The sequence below is a fragment of the Mycobacteroides chelonae CCUG 47445 genome, from assembly GCF_001632805.1.
GTDB classification, from domain to species: domain Bacteria; phylum Actinomycetota; class Actinomycetes; order Mycobacteriales; family Mycobacteriaceae; genus Mycobacterium; species Mycobacterium chelonae.
Genome location: NZ_CP007220.1, coordinates 806,594 through 825,394 on the forward strand (window position 1 = coordinate 806,594; position 18,801 = coordinate 825,394).

At 64.2% G+C, this 18,801-nt stretch carries 14 protein-coding genes; 8 read left to right on the forward strand and 6 right to left on the reverse strand.

Features of this window, described 5'->3' with window-relative positions:
- Positions 1–39: 39 nt before the first annotated feature.
- The 4 genes from BB28_RS04085 to BB28_RS04100 all read left to right on the forward strand — a co-directional run bounded on the left by BB28_RS04085 (position 40) and on the right by BB28_RS04100 (position 5,521).
- Complete coding sequence (locus tag BB28_RS04085) at positions 40–882, forward strand: short-chain dehydrogenase/reductase (protein ID WP_046252624.1); 843 nt, start codon at positions 40–42, stop codon at positions 880–882.
- Entirely contained in the window at positions 879–2,363 is a 1,485-nt protein-coding gene (locus BB28_RS04090) for a flavin-containing monooxygenase (RefSeq protein ID WP_046252625.1), read from the forward strand. The genes BB28_RS04085 and BB28_RS04090 overlap by 4 nt, the downstream gene beginning before the upstream one ends.
- A gap of 66 nt (positions 2,364–2,429) precedes the next feature.
- On the forward strand, positions 2,430–3,653 hold the full coding sequence (locus BB28_RS04095; RefSeq protein WP_081252202.1) for a bifunctional glycosyltransferase family 2/GtrA family protein: 1,224 nt from the start codon (positions 2,430–2,432) through the stop codon (positions 3,651–3,653).
- Positions 3,653–5,521: a glycosyltransferase family 39 protein gene (locus tag BB28_RS04100; protein ID WP_046255523.1), complete on the forward strand. Its 1,869-nt coding sequence runs from the start codon at positions 3,653–3,655 to the stop codon at positions 5,519–5,521. Before BB28_RS04095 ends, BB28_RS04100 begins: the two co-directional genes overlap by 1 nt.
- Before the next feature lie 81 nt (positions 5,522–5,602).
- Here BB28_RS04100 and serC read toward each other — a convergent pair whose 3' ends face one another.
- Positions 5,603–6,718: a phosphoserine transaminase gene (serC, locus tag BB28_RS04105; RefSeq protein ID WP_046252626.1), complete on the reverse strand. Its 1,116-nt coding sequence runs from the start codon at positions 6,716–6,718 to the stop codon at positions 5,603–5,605.
- 214 nt (positions 6,719–6,932) lie between these two features.
- Here serC and BB28_RS04110 point away from each other — a divergent pair, with 214 nt between their 5' ends.
- Together BB28_RS04110 and BB28_RS04115 are read left to right on the forward strand one after the other, a co-directional pair.
- A complete protein-coding gene (locus tag BB28_RS04110) occupies positions 6,933–7,988 on the forward strand; it encodes an AurF N-oxygenase family protein (protein ID WP_030094347.1) in 1,056 nt (351 codons plus the stop codon).
- Positions 7,988–9,670 (forward strand): FAD-dependent oxidoreductase, encoded by a 1,683-nt coding sequence (locus BB28_RS04115; protein ID WP_046252627.1) that lies wholly within the window; start codon positions 7,988–7,990, stop codon positions 9,668–9,670. The genes BB28_RS04110 and BB28_RS04115 overlap by 1 nt, the downstream gene beginning before the upstream one ends.
- Positions 9,671–9,673: 3 nt before the next feature.
- Here the strand turns inward: BB28_RS04115 and BB28_RS04120 are convergent, their stop codons facing one another.
- Complete coding sequence (locus BB28_RS04120) at positions 9,674–10,141, reverse strand: VOC family protein (protein ID WP_046252628.1); 468 nt, start codon at positions 10,139–10,141, stop codon at positions 9,674–9,676.
- A gap of 46 nt (positions 10,142–10,187) precedes the next feature.
- Positions 10,188–11,324: a citrate synthase 2 gene (locus BB28_RS04125; RefSeq protein ID WP_046252629.1), complete on the reverse strand. Its 1,137-nt coding sequence runs from the start codon at positions 11,322–11,324 to the stop codon at positions 10,188–10,190.
- A 110-nt stretch (positions 11,325–11,434) separates the two neighbouring features.
- Between BB28_RS04125 and pdxH the strand changes: the two genes are divergently transcribed.
- Positions 11,435–12,082: a pyridoxamine 5'-phosphate oxidase gene (gene pdxH / locus BB28_RS04130; protein WP_046252630.1), complete on the forward strand. Its 648-nt coding sequence runs from the start codon at positions 11,435–11,437 to the stop codon at positions 12,080–12,082.
- Between the two features lie 3 nt (positions 12,083–12,085).
- Positions 12,086–12,739: a GAP family protein gene (locus tag BB28_RS04135; protein WP_046252631.1), complete on the forward strand. Its 654-nt coding sequence runs from the start codon at positions 12,086–12,088 to the stop codon at positions 12,737–12,739.
- A gap of 24 nt (positions 12,740–12,763) precedes the next feature.
- Here the strand turns inward: BB28_RS04135 and BB28_RS04140 are convergent, their stop codons facing one another.
- From BB28_RS04140 to BB28_RS04150, 3 genes are read right to left on the reverse strand one after another with little or no spacing between them, the layout of a single operon-like run.
- Entirely contained in the window at positions 12,764–14,533 is a 1,770-nt protein-coding gene (locus BB28_RS04140) for an AMP-binding protein (protein ID WP_075874103.1), read from the reverse strand.
- A gap of 15 nt (positions 14,534–14,548) precedes the next feature.
- Entirely contained in the window at positions 14,549–15,715 is a 1,167-nt protein-coding gene (gene pe / locus BB28_RS04145) for an acyltransferase PE (protein WP_046252633.1), read from the reverse strand.
- 52 nt (positions 15,716–15,767) lie between these two features.
- Entirely contained in the window at positions 15,768–18,788 is a 3,021-nt protein-coding gene (locus BB28_RS04150; protein ID WP_046252634.1) for an MMPL/RND family transporter, read from the reverse strand.
- Positions 18,789–18,801 lie beyond the last annotated feature (13 nt).

The window sequence follows — 18,801 nt, forward strand, 5'->3', positions numbered from 1 at the left end:
GTCATTCAATGGTCGACGCGCGATCAATACCTTCAGCCCATGGCAAGGACGTCTGATCACATGTTCGGGCAGGTGGCGGTCATCACCGGCGGTGCCAATGGCATTGGTGCCGAGGTGGCGCGCCAGCTATCGCTGCGGGGAGCGTCGGTCGCGGTGCTGGATCGGGACGCAGCCCGGGCGGATGCGCTGGCCGCTGAATTGGGGAACGGAGTGGCCGGGTTCGCCGCCGACGTGACCGATCCCGAATCCATCGCCGCGGCGATGGACGCCGTCGTCCAACGATTCGGTGGAATCGACATCGTGCTCGCGAACGTCGGTATCGCCGGCCCCATCGCGACGGTCGCGAGCGTTCGGCCGCAGGAGTGGCAGCAGGTGATCGATGTGAACCTGATCGGTGTGTTCCACACCGTACGGATCGCTATTCCACACGTTCGGGCGCGACGCGGATACGTGATGGTGGTGGCCTCTGCGGCGGCCGGGCTTCCCGGTCCGACCTTCAGTGCCTACATGGCCGCCAAGTGGGGTGTCGAGGCGCTGGCGCGCGCATTGCGAATCGAGCTGTCCGAGAGTCGCGTTGGTGTCGGTATCGCGTATTTCGGGCTGATCGACACCGAGTTGGGGAATTCGATAGCGCGTAACCACGGTCTCGGGGCCATCATGTCCAGCCTCCCGGATTTTGTTGGCAAGGCTGCACCCGTCACTGCCGCCGGTACGGCCATTGTCGATGGCATCGCACGGCGCAGCCGTCGGGTGTACGCACCACGCTGGGTGCCATTGCTACTGGATCTCAGGACGGCCGTCTATCACCTGGACGGGTTGCTCGGTCGAAATAGGCGACTGCGAAAGGCAATTCGCGAAGCGGATGCGCAGGTAGCGGCATGATGCGCCGGTCACCCTCTGTCGCGATCGTCGGAGCGGGCATGTCCGGTCTGTGTATGGCGGCGATGCTGCACCAGGCGGGCATCACCGATATCTCCATTCTGGAGAAGGCAGATGAGGTTGGTGGCACCTGGCGGGACAATACCTACCCCGGCCTGAGCTGTGATATCCCTTCTCGTTTTTATCAATTCACCTTTGCGCCGAAGCCGGACTGGTCCAGGTTCTTCTCACCAGGGGGTGAAATCGGTGAGTATTTTCGGCGCTTCGCCACCGAGTTCGACATCCGCCGACGTATTCGGTTCGGCACCACGGTTACCGAGGCCCGATTTGAGGACGGCCGGTGGCGGGTGCGGACCGATCAAGGTGATGTCCTGGTTGTCGACTTCTTGATCTCGGCCACCGGTATCTTGCGGGAACCGCGATATCCCACCATTAATGGGCTCGATGATTTCGACGGTCCGGTGATGCACTCGGCGCGCTGGGACCACTCCTTCGACCCCAAGGGAAAACGCGTCGCGGTAATCGGTACCGGATCGACGGGGGTTCAGATCGTCTGCGGTCTCGAACCGGTTGTGGGCGAGCTGAAACTGTTTCAGCGCAGTGCTCAATGGGTGGTGCCCGTACCCAATCCGTCGTACACGAAGCTGGCGGACATGGTGCGTGCCAAGGTGCCTATCCTCAGTGCGGCTGCGTACCACGGCTACCGCAGTGTGTTCGAGTTCCTTGCCGCGGCGTTGGTTCGTCCCGGCTGGCAACGCCGCCTGATTTCGGCACTGTGCAGGGCCAACCTGCGGACCGTGACCGATCCGGACCTGCGGCGCAGGCTCACCCCGGACTACCAGCCGATGTGCCGCAGGCTGGTGATCTCCGCGGGGTTTTATCGTGCGATGCAGCGTCCCCACGTCGACCTAGTGGACACGGCGATCGATCACGTCGAAGAACGCGGGATAGTGACTGCCGGGGGTCGGCTGCACGAGGTGGATGCCATCGTGCTGGCCACCGGATTCGATGCCCATGCTTTCATGCGCCCGATGAATCTCATTGGGCAAGAAGGCATTACGATCGATGAGCTGTGGTCCGACGGGCCCGTGGCACATCTGGGGGTGGGCCTGCCGGGTTTCCCGAACTTCTTCATGCTGATGGGTCCACATAGCCCGGTCGGTAACTATTCACTCACCGCAATCGCCGAGCACCAGTGCGAGCACATCCTGCGCTGGGTCCGCCGCTGGCAGGGCAACCAGATCGACGCGGTGGCACCCTCTGCTGCTGCGACGGCAGCATTCAATGCCGAGATGCGGGCCGCCATGCCGGGCACGGTGTGGGCCACGGGTTGCACCAGCTGGTACCTCGGCAAGGACGGCGTGCCCGAACTGTGGCCATGGACGCCCGATGCGTATCGGCACCGACTGGCCGCCGAGCCGAATCCGTCCGATTACGACCTGGTGATGGGGGGTGCCAGATTGGCCGAACACTCGCGAAGGTGACCCCTCACAGGAAACTCACAGTGGCGACCCAGTTGTGTCCGAGCGGGGGGCACCATTGTCACTCTTGTGACCAGTGTGATGCAGCCGATCGACACCGCGACGGCACCGACCGCAGTACTCGCGTCGACCCTCGACATCGTGATCCCCGTCTACAACGAGGAGAACGATCTGGAGCGGTGCGTGCGCCGACTGCACGCGTTCCTTGCCAATGAGGTTCCGTACACGGCTCGCATCACCATCGCCGACAACGCCAGTACCGATGGCACCCTGCAGATTGCGCACCGGCTTGCCGCCGAGCTCGACCATGTCGACGTGCTGCATCTGGAGGAGAAGGGACGGGGGCGGGCGCTGGCCGCGGCGTGGCTGTCCTCGGACGCGGAGGTCGTGGCGTACTGCGATGTGGATTTGTCCACCGACCTCAACGCACTGATGCCGCTTGTCGCACCCTTGATGTCGGGACACTCCGATGTCGCCTACGGTTCTCGGCTCAACCGCAACTCGCGGGTGGTCCGCGGGCCCAAGCGCGAATTCATCTCTCGCACCTACAACCTGATTCTGCACGCCTCGCTGCAGGTCCGGTTCTCCGACGCCCAGTGCGGATTCAAGGCGATCCGTACCGACGTGGCGCGCCAGCTGCTCCCGTTGGTCGAGGACAAGGAATGGTTCTTCGACACCGAACTGCTGGTGTTGGCTGAGCGGGTTGGCCTGCGCATCCACGAGGTGCCGGTCGACTGGGTGGATGACCCGGACAGCCGTGTCGACATCGTCGACACCGTCCGCAAGGACCTGCTGGGCATCTGGCGGCTGGGCCGGGCACTCATGCTCGGCACCCTGCCACTGGAAGAGCTGCGTCACAGCCTCGGGCGTGAACCCCTCGTCGAGGGTGTGCCTGCCGGCATGGTGGGCCAGTTGGTCCGGTTCGGAATCATCGGTGTGGCAAGCACATTGGCTTATGCCCTGCTATTCCTGGTCTTACACGGGACAGTCGGGGATCAGGCCGCCAATTTCCTGGCGCTGCTTATCACCGCGGTGCTCAACACCTCGGCCAACAGGTTCTTCACCTTCGGCGTGCGGGGTCGGCGCGACGCGGCCAAGCATCAGTTCCAGGGACTCGTCATCTTCGGCATCGGGTTGGCCCTCACCAGCGGATCTCTGGTGGCCATGCACCACCTTGTCCCCGACGCCTCCAAGCATCTGTTGCTGATCGTGCTGACCGTGGCCAATCTCGTTGCGACCCTCGTTCGGTTCGTCGGATTGCGGTGGGTGTTCCGAAGCGCGAGCATCCGCTAGTGCGGGATCAGTCCCGGGAGCGGATCAGCGTTGCTCTCCTGCTGATCGGCACTGCGGCGGCATATCTGGTCAATCTCGGCTCCAACGGCTGGGCCAACTCCTTTTATTCTGCTGCGGTGCAGGCGGGTTCGGTCTCGTGGAAGGCCGCGTTCTTCGGATCGTCGGATGCCGCCAACTCGATCACTGTTGACAAACCGCCGGCCTCGCTATGGCTCATGGAGCTTTCCGCGCGCATCTTCGGGCTCAATAGTTGGAGCATTCTGGTGCCCCAGGTGCTTTTGGGTGTGGCGTCGGTCGGGCTGCTGTATGTGACCGTCCGCCGGTACTTCGGCCACCGGGTGGGTCTGCTGGCCGGTCTGGTGCTGGCGGTGACGCCGGTGGCGGTGCTGATGTTCCGATTCAATAACCCGGACGCGCTGTTGGTCTTTCTGATGATCGCCGCGGTATGGGCGATGATGCGCGGCATCGAGGATGGCCGCACTCGTTGGCTGCTCCTCGTCGGCGCGCTGGTCGGATTCGGCTTCCTCACCAAGCAGCTGCAGGTGCTGCTCGTCATCCCGCCCATCGCGCTGACGTATGCGATCGCCGCACCGGTGGGCGTGGGGAAGCGGTTGGCGCAGCTCGCCGGATCAGCTGCCGCGGCAGTGGTTTCGGCGGGTTGGTGGATTGTCACAGTGGAGCTGTGGCCCCCGGGCTCGCGCCCATGGATCGGCGGATCGCCCGATAACTCGATTCTGGAGCTCACCCTCGGCTACAACGGGTTGGGCAGACTCAACGGCAACGAGAAGGGCAGTGCGTCCGGTCCGCGTGACGAGATGTACGGTTTCGGTGGCCATTTCGGGAGCGAACCGGGGTTCGGCAGGTTGTTCCAACCGGCTCTCGGTGGGCAGATCGCCTGGCTGCTCCCGACGGCGGTGGCCCTGGCGGTACTGGGTTTGGTGTTGCTGCGCAAGGAATCCCGAACTGACACCCGCCGCGCGGTGCTGATCGTTTTCGGGTTGTGGGTGCTCACCACCGGCACCGTCTTCAGCTACATGCAAGGAATCTTCCACCCCTACTACTCGGTGGCGCTGTCGCCGGCAGTGGCAGCACTTGTGGGGGCAGGTTCGTCCATCGCCTGGCGAGAGCGTGAACGATCTTGGGTGCGTTGGTCTTTGGTGGCTGCGCTGTTGCTCACGGTGGTGATGGCCTGGATCTTGCTGGGGCGTTCTCCAGAGTTTGTGCCCTGGCTGCGCTGGGTGATTCTGATCCTGGGGCTCGTCGCTGTCGTCGGCCTGGTCCTGAACAGGTATCCCAAGGCTGTCGCCGCCGCCGTGCTCATCGTGGCGTTGGCCGGTCCGGTCGCATACTCGGTCCAGACCATCGCGACTCCACATAGTGGAGCGCTTCCCTCGGCCGGGCCCGACGTGAAGGGCGGCGGATTCCCGGACTTCCCGGATATGCCCGGGCGAGAGCATCGTCCGGAATTCGAGGCCGGCTCGAAACGTGGCGGAGGTCTGCTCGACGGCAGTGATCCGGGCCCCAAGATTGTTGCCGCGCTGGAGGCCAACGCTGACCGCTACACCTGGGTGGCTGCTGCCGTCGGCTCCAACAAGGCGTCGGGCTATCAGCTGGCCACGGGCCGTCCGGTGATGCCCATCGGTGGATTCAACGGGACCGACCCGTCACCGACGCTGGCGCAGTTTCAGCAATACGTGGCCGACGGGCAGATCCATTACTTCATCGATGGGGAGGGCGGTGGCCATGGTGGCGAGGGATTCAGCCCCCCGGGCAGTGAGACCTCGAAAGCCATCCAGGAGTGGGTGCAGCACGCGTTCGCCAAACAGACCATCGACGACGTCGATGTCTACGACCTCACGGTGCACTAGCACCCGGTCGAGTGGGAACCTGACGCGGTTTTTGCGGTGTTTTTCCTCGTCAGGTTCCCACTCGGGGCGTAAGGCGTTGAATCAGAGACGCTCGACGACCCAGTCGATGCACTGCGTCAGCTGGGAGATGTCCTCGGGGTCGATGGCCGCGAACATCGCCACCCGCAGCTGGTTGCGGCCCAGCTTGCGATACGGCTCGGTGTCCACCACGCCATTGGCGCGCAACACCTTCGCAACGGCGGCCGCGTCCACGTCGTCGTTGAAGTCGATGGTGCCCACCACCTGTGAGCGCTGCGCCGGGTCCGCCACGAATGGTGTGGTGAACGACGTCGCTTCGGCCCAGGAGTACAGCCGCGATGCCGAATCCGCCGTCCGCTTGGTGGCCCAATCCAGACCGCCATTGCTCAGCAGCCAGTCGATCTGATCGGCCAGCAGCAGCAGCGTGCCGATGGCCGGGGTGTTGTAGGTCTGGTTCTTGAGGCTGTTCTCCACGGCGATCGGCAGCGACAGGATGTCGGGCACCCAGCGTCCGCTGCCACCGATCTCCTCCACCCGCTCCAGGGCGGCCGGGCTCATGAGTGACAGCCACAGTCCGCCGTCGCCGGCGAAGTTCTTCTGCGGCGCGAAGTAGTACGCGTCCACTTCAGACAGATCCACCGGCAGCCCGCCGGCGCCGGAGGTGGCGTCGATGAGCACCAGCGCGTTCTCGGAGCCGGCCGGACGTTGGACCGGAACCATGACACCGGTCGAGGTCTCGTTGTGCGCCCAGGCGATCACGTCAACGGACGGATCTGAGACCGGAGCGGGAGCACTGCCCGCGTCGGCCACCACTTTGATCGGGTCGCCGACGAACGGGTTCTTGGCCACACAGGAGGCGAACTTGGCGCTGAACTCGCCGAAGGTCAGGTGCAGCGACTTCTCGCGGATCAGGCCAAACGCGGCAGCGTCCCAGAACAACGTGGAGCCGCCGTTGCCGAGGATTACCTCGTAGCCCTCGGGAGCCTTGAACAGCTCCTTGAGGCCCTCGCGGACACGACCGACGAGGTTTTTGACGGGTGCTTGCCGATGTGACGTACCGAAGAGGGCGGCTCCGGCGTCCACGAGGGATTGCAGCTGTTCGGGCCGCACTTTGGAGGGGCCACAGCCGAAACGTCCGTCGGCGGGCAGGAGGTCAGCGGGGATGGTCAATTCAGCCACGGCTACCAGCCTAAACGGTGGCCTATTGAGACCTGCCTCACACAAAACAAAGCCCGTAGAGAACGTCACATGGGACGTTTCGTCCCAAACCTAGAAAGGGCCTTCTCGCCCTGTTTACACTCGCCCAGAGCTTGTAGACTTTCAAGTAGCCCCAGAACGTAAAAGTTTGCAGGTCCGTTACCGCGTCTTTGGACGAATCAAAGGAGATAAAGCCATGTCGCTCCGCGAGAAGCTCCGCGCGAAGAAGGAAGTACGTGCCGACGCGAGCTATGTCCAGGTGCTCGAGACCCTGTCGCACGGCTCCACGAACCGGAACTTCGATCCCTTCATCGATATCGACTGGGATAACCCGGAGTATGCGGTCGTCCCCAATGACCCGCGCTGGGTGCTTCCGCACCGGACCGACCCCTTCGGCCGTCACCCCTGGTACCAGGCGCAGCCGCTGGAGAAGCAGATCGAGATCGGCATGTGGCGCCAGGCCAACGTCGCGAAGGTCGGCCTGCATTTCGAGAGCATCCTGATCCGCGGTCTGATCCAGTACGCCTTCAGCGTGCCCAATGGCTCCCCGGAGTTCCGGTACCTCAACCACGAGTCCATCGAAGAGTGCAACCACACCCTGATGTTCCAGGAGATGGTCAACCGCCTCGGTGTCGACGTGCCGGGTATGCCGCGTCTGCTGCGCTGGCTGTCCCCGTTCGTTCCGCTGGCCTCCACGCCGTTCCCGGAGATGTTCTTCGTGGGCGTGCTCGCCGGTGAGGAGCCCATCGACCACACGCAGAAGAACGTGCTGCGTGAGGGTGACAATCTGCACCCGATCATGAAGCGCGTCATGGAGATCCATGTGGCTGAGGAGGCCCGCCACATCTCGTTCGCACACGAGTACCTGCGTAAGCGCGTCCCGGCCATGCATTGGTTCAACCGATTTGTGTTGTCCATCGCTACCCCGATCACGATGCGGGTGTTGATGGGCGCCATCATGACGCCGCCGCGCAGCTTCGCCAGGAAGTTCGACATCCCGCAGGACGTGATGAAGGAGATCTTCTGGAAGAGCCCTGCCTCGCGCCAGACGATGAGCGAGGTCTTCTCCGACGTGCGGATGCTGGTCCGGGAAACCGGGATGATGAACCCCGTCGCCAAGCTGGTGTGGCGGGTGCTGCACATCGATGGCCGTGCAGCCCGTTACCGCAGCGAGCCGCAGCGTGGCCCGCTGGTGAACTACTCGGCTCCCGAAGCCGCAGTGGCTGATTCACACAGCGCTGTTCCCGCCTGATGCCGCACGTAGTTACCCAGGCGTGCTGTAACGAGGGCTCCTGCGTTTACGCATGCCCGGTGAACTGCATCCACCCCACGCCGGATGAGCCAGATTTCCTCAAGGCGGAGATGCTGCACATCGACGCATCGGCATGCGTCGACTGCGGTGCCTGCGTCGCGGCGTGCCCGGTCGATGCCATCAAGCCGGACTCGGTGCTCAAGGAAGAGCAGCTGCCCTTCCTGCGGATCAACTCCGAGTTCTATCCGCGCGAAATCCCCCGCGCCAGCTTGGCTCCGGTCATTCAGGCGCCGCCCGTCCGCTCCAGCGGGCGCGGACTGAAGGTGGCCATCGTCGGCTCCGGCCCCGCGGCCATGTACGCCGCCGATGAACTGCTGACCCAGCCGAACGTGAAGGTCAGCATGTTCGAGAGGTTGCCTGCCCCTTACGGTTTGGTGCGCGCCGGGGTCGCCCCCGATCACCAGCAGACCAAGCGGGTGACCAAGCTCTTCGACACGATGGCCGCGCAGCCCAACTTCGAGTTCTTCCTGAACGTCGAGGTAGGCAAGGACGTCAGCCATGACGAACTGCTGGCGCATCACCATGCGGTGATCTACTCCGTTGGAGCGTCCTCCGATCGGCGCCTGGATATCCCGGGGATCGGACTGTCGGGTAGCGCCACCGCCACCGAGGTTGTCGCGTGGATCAACGCCCACCCTGACTACACCGACTTCCGGGTTGACCTCGATCACGAACGTGCCGTCGTAATCGGCAACGGGAACGTGGCTCTGGACGTAGCGCGTGTGCTCACCGGGAGCACCGACCGCCTGGCGCGTACGGATATCTCGGACACCGCACTGACCGCGTTGCGCAGCAGCGCACTGCGCGAGGTGGTCATCGTCGGGCGCCGTGGGCCGGAACACTCCGCGTTCACGCTCCCCGAGCTGCTTGGTCTCGTGGGGTTGCCCGATATGACGGTGGTGATCGATGACGAAACCGCCAAGCTGGTCGACGAGGCGCTGCAGACGCATCTGGAGCCGCTGACCCGCCAGAAGCTGGAGGTGCTCAGCACCTGCCCGCGCGAGGCTCGGGAGCCGGGCGGTAAGACCATTCGTTTCGCCTACAACCGCACCCCCCTCAAGGTGCTGGGGGAGGAGCGTGTGACGGGCATCGAGTTCCAGCATGGCGACGCTGTCGACACCATCGATGCGGGACTGGTGCTCACCTCGATCGGTTACCGTGGCGTGCCGATGCCTGATGTGCCGTTCGACGATCAGCAGGCAATTATCCCGAATGAGCAAGGGCGCGTGACGGATCCGGCCACTGGCAAGGCACATCCCGGAACCTATGTGGCGGGATGGATCAAGCGCGGTCCGACCGGATTCATCGGGACCAACAAGTCCTGCTCACAGCAGACCATCACCTCGCTGGTGGAGGATTACAACAACGGACTGCTCGCCGATCCCGTGCAACGGCTGTCGGGCTTATCCAAGCTGATCCAGCGGAGCCAGCCTACGATTGTCGATCACGATGGCTGGCTGGCGATCGACCGTGCGGAGATTGCGCGCGGCAAGGCCGAAGGCCGTCCGCGTGACAAGTTCGTCTCGGTGCCGGAAATGCTTCGCGTGGCCGCGAACGCCCCACAGCCACCGTTGTGGCGCAAGGCGATCCGCGGATCGGCGTTGGAAGAGCTGCTTCGGTAGGGCCTACTCGCCGCCGCCGGCGACGTACTTCTTGAGGTCTTCGGGGTTGACGATCTTCACCGGTTGGCCCAATGACCACAGGTGCCCGAACGGGTCCTTGATGACGCCGAAGCGGTCGCCCCAGAACTGGTCTTCGAGTGGCATCTCGATGCTCGCTCCGGCGTCGACGGCACGGCTGAACCAGTCGTCGACATTGGGCACCGTGAGGTGGATGGTGACCGGGGTGCCGCCGAGGGCCGTGGGCGTGCTGGATTTGCCGTCGTTGTACTCGGGAAAATCGTCGTTCATCATGATGGTCGTGCCGTTGATCTTGACGGCAGCGTGCATCACCTTGCCGTCGGGAGTCTCCAGTAGGCCGAGCTCTTCGGCACCAAAGGCCTTCTTATAGAACTCGATCGCCGCGCGGGAATCCTCGACGATGATGTAGGGAGAAACGGAGGGTTCTACTGGTGGGAGGTCGGGAGGGGTCATAGGCCCCACCCAACCACCTCACGCGTAGTGACGCCAGAAGTTCAGGTTATGCGTCTACCCGAGAGCGCAGCAGCCCGAACCCTTCCACGGACTCGATGGGACGCGGCCCGGGGCCGACATACAGTGCGGCCGGACGTACCAACTTGTCGAGACGCTTCTGCTCCAGGATGTGCGCGCTCCAGCCCGCGGTGCGGGCACAGGTGAACATCGCCGGCATCATGCGGGTCGGTACCTGCGCGAAGTCGAGAATGACCGCTGCCCAGAACTCGACATTGGTTTCGATGACGCGGTCGGGACGACGTTCGCGCAGCTCGGTGAGGGCGGCCTGCTCAACGGCGGCCGCCACCTCGTAGCGAGCGGCGTCGAGGCGCTTGGCGGTGCTGCGCAGCACGCGCGCCCGCGGATCCTCGGCCCGGTACACCCGGTGGCCGAAGCCCATGAGCTTCTCGCGGCGATCCAGGATGCCCTTGATGACGCCGCGGGCGTCGCCGGTCCTTTCCGCCTGCTCGATCATCGGCAGTACGCGGGCGGGTGCGCCACCGTGCAGCGGACCGCTCATCGCGCCCACCGCACCGGAGAGGGCGGCCGCCACATCGGCACCGGTGGAGGCGATGACCCGGGCGGTGAAGGTAGAGGCGTTCATACCGTGTTCGGCGGCCGACACCCAGTAGGCGTCGATGGCCTCGACGTGCTTGGGATCGGGATCGCCCTGCCAGCGCGTCATGAAACGTTCTGTCACGGTGGAGCATTCATCGATCAGGCGTTGAGGTACGGCGGGTTCGGCGTTGCCTCGTGCGGACTGGGCGACGTACGAAAGCGCCATCACCGAGGCGCGGGCCAGCTGATTTCGGGCGACGGATTCCTCGGTGTCCAGCAGCGGCTCAAAGCCCCAGATGGGTGCGAGCATGGCCAGCCCGGCCTGCACGTCGACGCGGACGTCACCGGTGTGAACCGGGATGGGGAAGGGCTCGGCAGGCGGGAGCCCCTGGCCGAACTTGCCGTCGACCAACAGTGCCCATACGTCACCGAAGGTCACCCGCTGGGCGACCAGATCCTCGATGTCGACGCCGCGGTAGCGCAGGGCTCCGCCGTCCTTGTCGGGCTCGGCGATTTCGGTGGCGAAGGCGGTCACGCCCTCCAGTCCAGGTGCGAAATCCGCTGGTAGCGGCGCTGCAACCGTCATGATTCTCGACTCCCTACCTGTGGGTAACAACTCGGTAAAGGCGATTCTTGCACCTGCAAATAAGGGTGATTCTTAGTCACCTCGATCTCTCTTAGACGCTCGCCTGTAGCGTGATTTTCGTGACCGAATGGCTGCGCTCGGACTACCGTCCCGGAGAAAAGGACGGCAGCGGTGATCTGGATGTCGATTGGCTGGCCGAAGGCTGGCTTCCCTTGTTGCGCAAGTGGTTTGACCTTGCGGTGTCCTCCGGGATTCCCGAACCGAATGCGATGGTGCTTGCCACCGTCGATGGCGGCCGGCCCGTGACGCGCACGGTGCTGTGCAAGGGGTTCGACTCCGTGGGTGTGACGTTCTTCTCAAACTATGACTCCGCCAAGGGGCGCCAACTCCAGCAAGCGCCCTACGCGAGCGTCACCTTTCCCTGGTACGCGCTGGGGCGGCAGGTCCACGTGCGTGGCGCGGTGACCAAGGTCGATCCGGCCCAGACCGCCAACTACTGGACCAACCGTCCGCGCGGATCGCAGCTGGGGGCCTGGGCCTCGCAGCAGTCGGCGCCCATCGAATCGCGCGCGGCACTGTTGGCTCAGCTTGATGACGTCACTGCTCGGTTCGCCGATGTGGAGACGGTGCCGGTGCCCCCGCAGTGGGGTGGCTACGTGATCGCTCCCGAGACGGTGGAGTTCTGGCAGGGCCGTGAGAACCGCGTACACAACCGGATTGTCTTGCAAGACGGGCGGATTGAGCGGCTGCAGCCCTGACATATGTGGATCACATTGCTGGTGATGGCCCTTGCCGTCAGCTTCGAACCGTTTCGGCTGGGCATGACGGTGCTGATGCTGAATCGGCCGCGCCCACAGCTGCAGTTGCTGGCGTTTCTGTGTGGCGGGTTCGCCATGGGGACGGCGGTGGGGCTCGTGGTGCTTTTCACCTTCCGGCACGTATCGACCGGATCGGCGCAATTCACGTTACCGCGGGTGCAGATCGGCATCGGGGTGGCGGCGCTGCTCGTCGCCGCGTTGCTGGCGTCGCGAGTGCGGGGTCCGTCGTCTAATGCGCAGTTGGACAAGGTCACCGGGCGCATTCAGTCCATCGCGACAGGCGGATCACTGTGGGTGGCATTGGTTGCCGGGCTGGGAATCGCGCTGCCTTCGGTCGATTTCCTGGCCGCGCTGGCCGTGATCGTGGCCTCGGGTACCCCGGCAGCCACGCAGGTCAGCGCCCTGCTGATGTTCAACATCATCGCCTTCGCGCTGATCGAGATACCGCTACTGGCTCATGTTGTGGCGCCGGAGCGCACGGCTGAGGTGATGGCGCGGCTCAACAGCTGGATACAGTCCAACCGTCGCCGTAATATCGCGCTAGTGCTGGCTGTGGTCGGATGTGTGCTGCTCGCCGTCGGGTTAGCCGCGATCTGACGACATTCGCCAGTCGCGTCGGTATCAGGAAACCCCGACGCGAGTGTCCGAGTCCAGTCGGGTGAACTCGTCCTGGAGATACTGCTCGACGCAGGCCGCGCGCCGGATTTTGCCGCTCGTCGTGGTGGGAAGCGACCCGGCCGGCACGAGCACAAGGTCTCCGACATTCACGCCGTGGGCGTTGGCTATCGCCGAAGTGACCTCGCTCTTGATCTCATGGAGCCAGTGCGCCGACGATTCGTCAGAATCAGCGCGCTTCTTGAGCTCGATGACGGTCACCAGCTTCTCAGTGCTGTCGAACGGGACCGATATCGCCGCGACTCGACCGCGCGTGATCTCTTGAACCGTCGCCTCGATGTCCTCGGGGTAGTAGTTACGCCCGCGGATGATCAGCAGGTCCTTGATGCGGCCGACGATGAACAGCTCGCCTTCGGAGATGAAGCCGAGGTCACCGGTTCTCAGCCAGGGGCCTTCCGGAGTGCCGGGCGACGGCTCGGTCACCTTCGCACCGAAGCACCGCTGTTCCTCGGGTGACTTGCGCCAGTAGCCGGAGGCGACATTCTCGCCGTGCACCCAGATCTCGCCGACCACCTCCGGTGCGCACTCCCGGTGTGTGTCACTGTCGATGATCCGCACGGTGGGGGATTGCGGCACATGGTATTTGACCAGCGCAGTACCGGTCCCAGCCGGGCAGCGCCGCACGCGGCCCGCAGACAGCTCTTCGACGTCGAAATGAGCAGCAGGCTTGGTCTCGCTCCAGGTGCCCGAGGCCACGAAGACGGTGGCCTCCGCCAGCCCATAGGACGGGCGCATCATGTGGTCCTGGAAGTTGAAGTGCGCGAACCGATCGACGAAGCGCCGCAAGGTGGCCTGCTCGACGCGTTCGGCGCCGCTGATGATGCCGAGAACTCCGCCCAGGTCGAGCCCGGCCAGGTCGGCATCGGTCGTCTTGCGGGCCGCCAGATCAAAGGCGAAGTTGGGTGCCGAGGACCATGCGTGTGGGTTCTTGGCCAGTGCACGTACCCACCGCGAAGGGCTCTCCAGGAATGCGATGGGGCTGGTCAAGTCGGCGTGATAGCCGCCCAGGATCGGGGCGCAGACACCCAGCACCAGACCCATGTCGTGATAGAAGGGCAACCAGGACACGATGGTGGCATCCGCCGGAATCCGGGAACCGGTGTCCACGAAGAAGCTGCGCATCAACTGTTCGAAATTCGACTGAAGGTTGCGGTGGGACAGCACGACGCCGGTGGGTGTTCGGGTCGAACCCGAGCTGTACTGCAGGTACGCGATGTCCGGTACGTCGGCCGGAACGATGCTTGGCCCGCCGTCGATGTCGAGCCGCAGCGTGTCGATCTCGATGATCTTGGGGGCGATCTCGAGTCGCGACTGGTCGACATAGTCGCCCACATCTGAGGCAACGGCCGAGGTCGTGAGAACCACCGAGGGCGAGGTGTCATCGAAGACGGCACTCACCCGGTCAAGGCTCGAACCGCGGTGTGGCAGCGGGAGCGGCACGGCGATCAGCCCGGCTTGCATGGAACCCAGGAAGGCCAGGATGTACTCGAGGCTTTGTGGAGCCAGGATGAGCGCCCTGTCGCCGGCCGCCGCGTGCTGGCTGAGTTCGCGAGCCACGTTGAAGGTACGACGTGACAACTCTGACCAGGTGAGGCTTTCGGCGACGCCGGCTGGGCTGTGGCTGTAGTCGGTGAAGGTGAACGCGATGTCATCCGGGCGCAGGCTCGCCCGGCCGTGCAGCATCGACAGGATGGATGACTGGGTTGAAGGTGTCATGGTGTCACGTCCGTACTAATTGGGAGGGGCTGAGCGCGTGCCGTTGCCCAGCACGGCCAGAGCGCCGCTGGTGATCTGTGAAAGCGGATCGGCACCGCCGCCGAAGGTCGCTTGCGATGCTGGTGCCGTGACCTTGGCGGGGTCAAAACCGCGCACCGGGTCCACCGCGATCGGCGCCGTCGCCGGGTCATCGTTACGGGAGTAGCCCGCATCCACTCGAGGCTGCAGTATTGCGTCGAGCCTGTTCAGTGTCTCCTCGGGAACGCCGAGGTATTTGAAACCCAGCACCAGGGGAAGGTGCTGTTCGGGGATGAAGTACGTCGTCGTCGTTCCTCCCCGGGAGTTAACTTCCGTCCGGATGTTTTGCGGCGGAACCATTTTCGGATTGGTGAAGGCAATCGCCGTATGGCCGGTGGCCAGACCCGCGATGGCATTGGCAACCGCAAACAAGTTGTCCGGCCGGTCCGGCCAGTCCGCGATGCTGTCGTACGCGGAGATGAATTGGTCGGTGTGGTACTGGCTTTCGACCGGAGCCGGCACGGTGTAGTCCATGAACGGCACCACCGATCCGGGTGCGAAGTTCTGCGTCAGGAAGCTCTCACCGAACGGGTGCCGCGCGACCGGATCGCCGAACGTCGCGAACGTCAGTGAGTCCGGCGCCGGCGCGGTCGGATCGCTTGCCAGCGCTGATTTGACGGCGTTGAGTACGAGCGCCCCTTCGGAGAGCCCCATCGCAGTGCCGGGACCGCCTGTGCGAATGGCGTTTTCGAGGTTGGGTTCGCCGACGTCGATTGACTCGCCGATGCTGGGGCCGTCCAGACCCAGGCCGGGCATGATCTTTTCCCCGACCGGGCCGATGCCGGGGAACAAGCGCTCCAGGGTGTGACCCTGGACCTGTCCAGCGGGGTACCAGATGTTTTCCCGCTTCATGCCCGGGAACCAGTCCTTGCCGGTCATCCGGATGTACTCGTCATAGGGGATGCCGAGCACGTGCGCACCGCCCAGGGCGTATGCGGTCCGATCCGGCGATACCGGCGCGGGCATCGCTGTCCCGTCTGCCGCGATTCGGGGGATCGGCGGTCCGGGCACCTGTGGGTCATCGGCGACAGCGGACGGGATGCCAAAACAGCCTGTCATGCTGGCGACTACCAGCAGGGCCGCTCCTGCGAGGAGGTCTTTCATCCGTGCTCCTGACCGCTCGGCTTCATTTTCAGTGTCACATACATTTCTGGTGCTAGCCCGCCTGCGTCGCGGGTGCTGCGGGTGGCGGTGACGCCACCGACGGTCTCTGGCGCTTGCTGACCCGTGACGGCCACCAGTTGGCCCATCCCACCAACGCCGCGATGGCGGGCACGGTGATGGTTCGGACGACGAAGGTGTCCAGCAGAATTCCCACGCCGATCACGAAGCCGCCTTGGACCACGATTCCAATGCTAGAGAACAGCAGGCCACCGACCGACGCAGCGAAGATGAGCCCGGCGGCGGTGATCACACCACCTGTGGAATTCAGGGCGCGGATGATCCCGTAGCGCACACTGTTCGTCGACTCGTCCCGCATTCGTGACACGAAGAGCATGTTGTAGTCGGCGCCCACCGCGACCAGCACAACGAAGGCCAAAGGCGGCACCGTCCAATGCAACTGCTGGCCGAGCAGGAATTGGAACGTGAGCACCCCGATACCGATGGCAGCGAAATACGACAGCACCACCGACCCGACGAGATACAGGGGCGCGACGATCGCCCGCAGCAACACCATCAGTGTCAGCAGCACGACGATGAGTGTCGCCGCGATGATGAACTGGATGTCGTGCTGGTAGTAGTCGCGCGTATCGCGCAGGGCAGTCGGAAACCCGCCCATCGATATCGTGGCATCGGCCAGCGTGGTGTTCGGCTGAGCGCCCTTGGCGACATCGCTGATTTGGTTGACCTGGTCCATCGCCTCGGGGCTGAACGGGTTGAGCTTCGTCTGAACGAGGTACCGCACGGAATGGCCGTCCGGTGAGATGAAAGCCTTGGCCGCTCTTTGGAAATCCGGATTGTTCAGCACTTCGGCGGGAATGTTGAATCCCGCTTGCGACGGGTCCGCGGCATTGGTCTTCATCGTCAGCAGGAAGGCCGATGCCTGGTTAAGTCCGTTGACAATCACCTTGATCTGTCCGACGAGCTGATCTACACCGCCGGCCACCTGCTGGCTACCGCCGGCCAGGCGGTCGGCGCCCTGCCGCAGCTGGTTGAGTCCGGCTTGCGGACCGCCGGGCTTGTCCAGGCCCATGGCCTGCAGCCCGTTCATAACGCTCATGAGCGAGGCGTTGAGCTTGGTTACCGTCGCCGAAAGTGTTGCCTTGTTGCCCGGTGAATTCCCGAGCTGATGGGCGAGCTGATTGATTTCGTCGAGGCGTCCGCTGTTGCGTTCGCCGACGAGTCGCTCGAACTGGCCGCGGGTGGTGGCGCAGGAGACATCGGCATCGCAGACCGGGTTGGCCTGTAATGCGTTCAACACCGGGTTGATCCAGGCGAACATGTCCTTTGCGGCGGAGAAGTTCCACCCCATGTCATTGGCGAGCGCGTTGATGGCATCGACGAGCTTGGCGGCGTTGTCCACATTCCGCACCAGTTCGTCGCCGCCTGATTTGGTCTTCAGCGAGTTGGACGCATCGAGCAGGCTCTGCAGACCGGGGACGATCTTGTTGAGCTGGGTGCGCAGGTCGCCGAGGCTGCCGGCCAAGGTGTTGGCGCCGGCGGTGAGCCGGTTGAGGTCGCTGCTGCGCTGGCTGATCTGGTTGGAGCCGTCGGCCAGCCGGGTGCCGACAAGCCCCGCCTGATAGGTGGCCCTGAACTCGGGTGGCACCTCACCGAGCGGGCGGGTGACACCGCTGACCAGGCCGACGTCGGGGAGCTGCGCGATGCGGGACGCCATCTGTTCCAAATCGGCGAGAGCCTGCGGGGTGCGTAGGTCACGCGGCGACTGGATGAGGATGTATTCGGGAATGGACTGGCTGAGCGGGAAGTGCCGTTCCAGCGCGGTGTACCCGACCGAACTGGGTGCCGACGGCGACACGGCCTTGCGGTCGTCGTAGTTGTAGCGCGCCAGCAGGGCGCAGCTCCCCAGCAGGGCCAGGACCACCACACTGGCCACCAGGTGTGGAATCGGACGACGAACGATACGTATGCCGGACCGCCGCCAGAACTGCGCAGTGAGTTCGCGCCGCGGCCTGACCCAGCCGCGTGGTCCGGCCAGTACCAGGATTGCGGGCAGCAGGGTCATTCCGGACAGGTACGCGACACCGATCCCGATGGCCGACGACACTCCGACCGTCTGGAAGACTCCCATTTTGGCAAAGCTCAAGAGCAAGAAGGTGATACCCACCGTCGTGGCGGACGCGGTGATCACCTTTCCGATCGACATCATCGCGGCGCGGACCGCCTGGTCGTAGGTCTTACCCGCCCGCAGATAGTCGTGATAGCGACTGATGAGGAAGACCGCATAGTCGGTGCCCGCGCCCGCCAGGATCGCGCTGAGGAACACGATGGACTGGTTTGAGACGCCGGCCCCGGTCAGCTGCGAGTAAGCCGCCACCACGGACTGCGCGATCACTAGCGAGGACCCTATTGTCACCAGTGGAAGCATCATCGTCAGTGCGCTGCGATAGACCAATAGCAGCACCGCGAGCACCAAGATGGCGATCGCGAGTTCGATCGGTAGGCGGTCTTGTTGTCCTGCGACGGTGAGGTCGGCGACCGTGGCCGCCGGACCGGTGATGTGCACGGTCGTCGGACTGCCCTGGGCGCTGCGCTGGATGAGGCCGGTCACCCGGTTGTACGAGTCGAAGGCCTTGGGCGTACCCAACTCGCCCGCAAGGCCGATCGGCAGAATCCAGGTTTTGTTGTCCTGACTCGTCAGAAACTTTCGCAGCTCGGGTGTGCCGATGAAGTCCTGAACCGACACGACGCTGGTCAGGTCGTGTCGTACCGCATCCACCACCTTGCGGTAGGTCGCGGCGTCCTCGGGCCCCAGTCCGTTCTCGTTGATGAACACGACCAGGAGCAGGTCGTCATTGCTCGATTCGTGAAACGCCTCGGTCATCTTCTTGGCGGCGACGCTCGACGGAGCATCGGCCGGCAAAATGGCGAGCGGATGCTTCTCCGCCATTTCGGTCAGTGAGGGGAAGGTCAGCGGCAGGGCGATGGCCAGCGCCACCCAGGCGCCTATCACCGCCCATGGCCATCGCACCACGAAATCGGCTAGCCGCCGCATATCTTCCTCACCC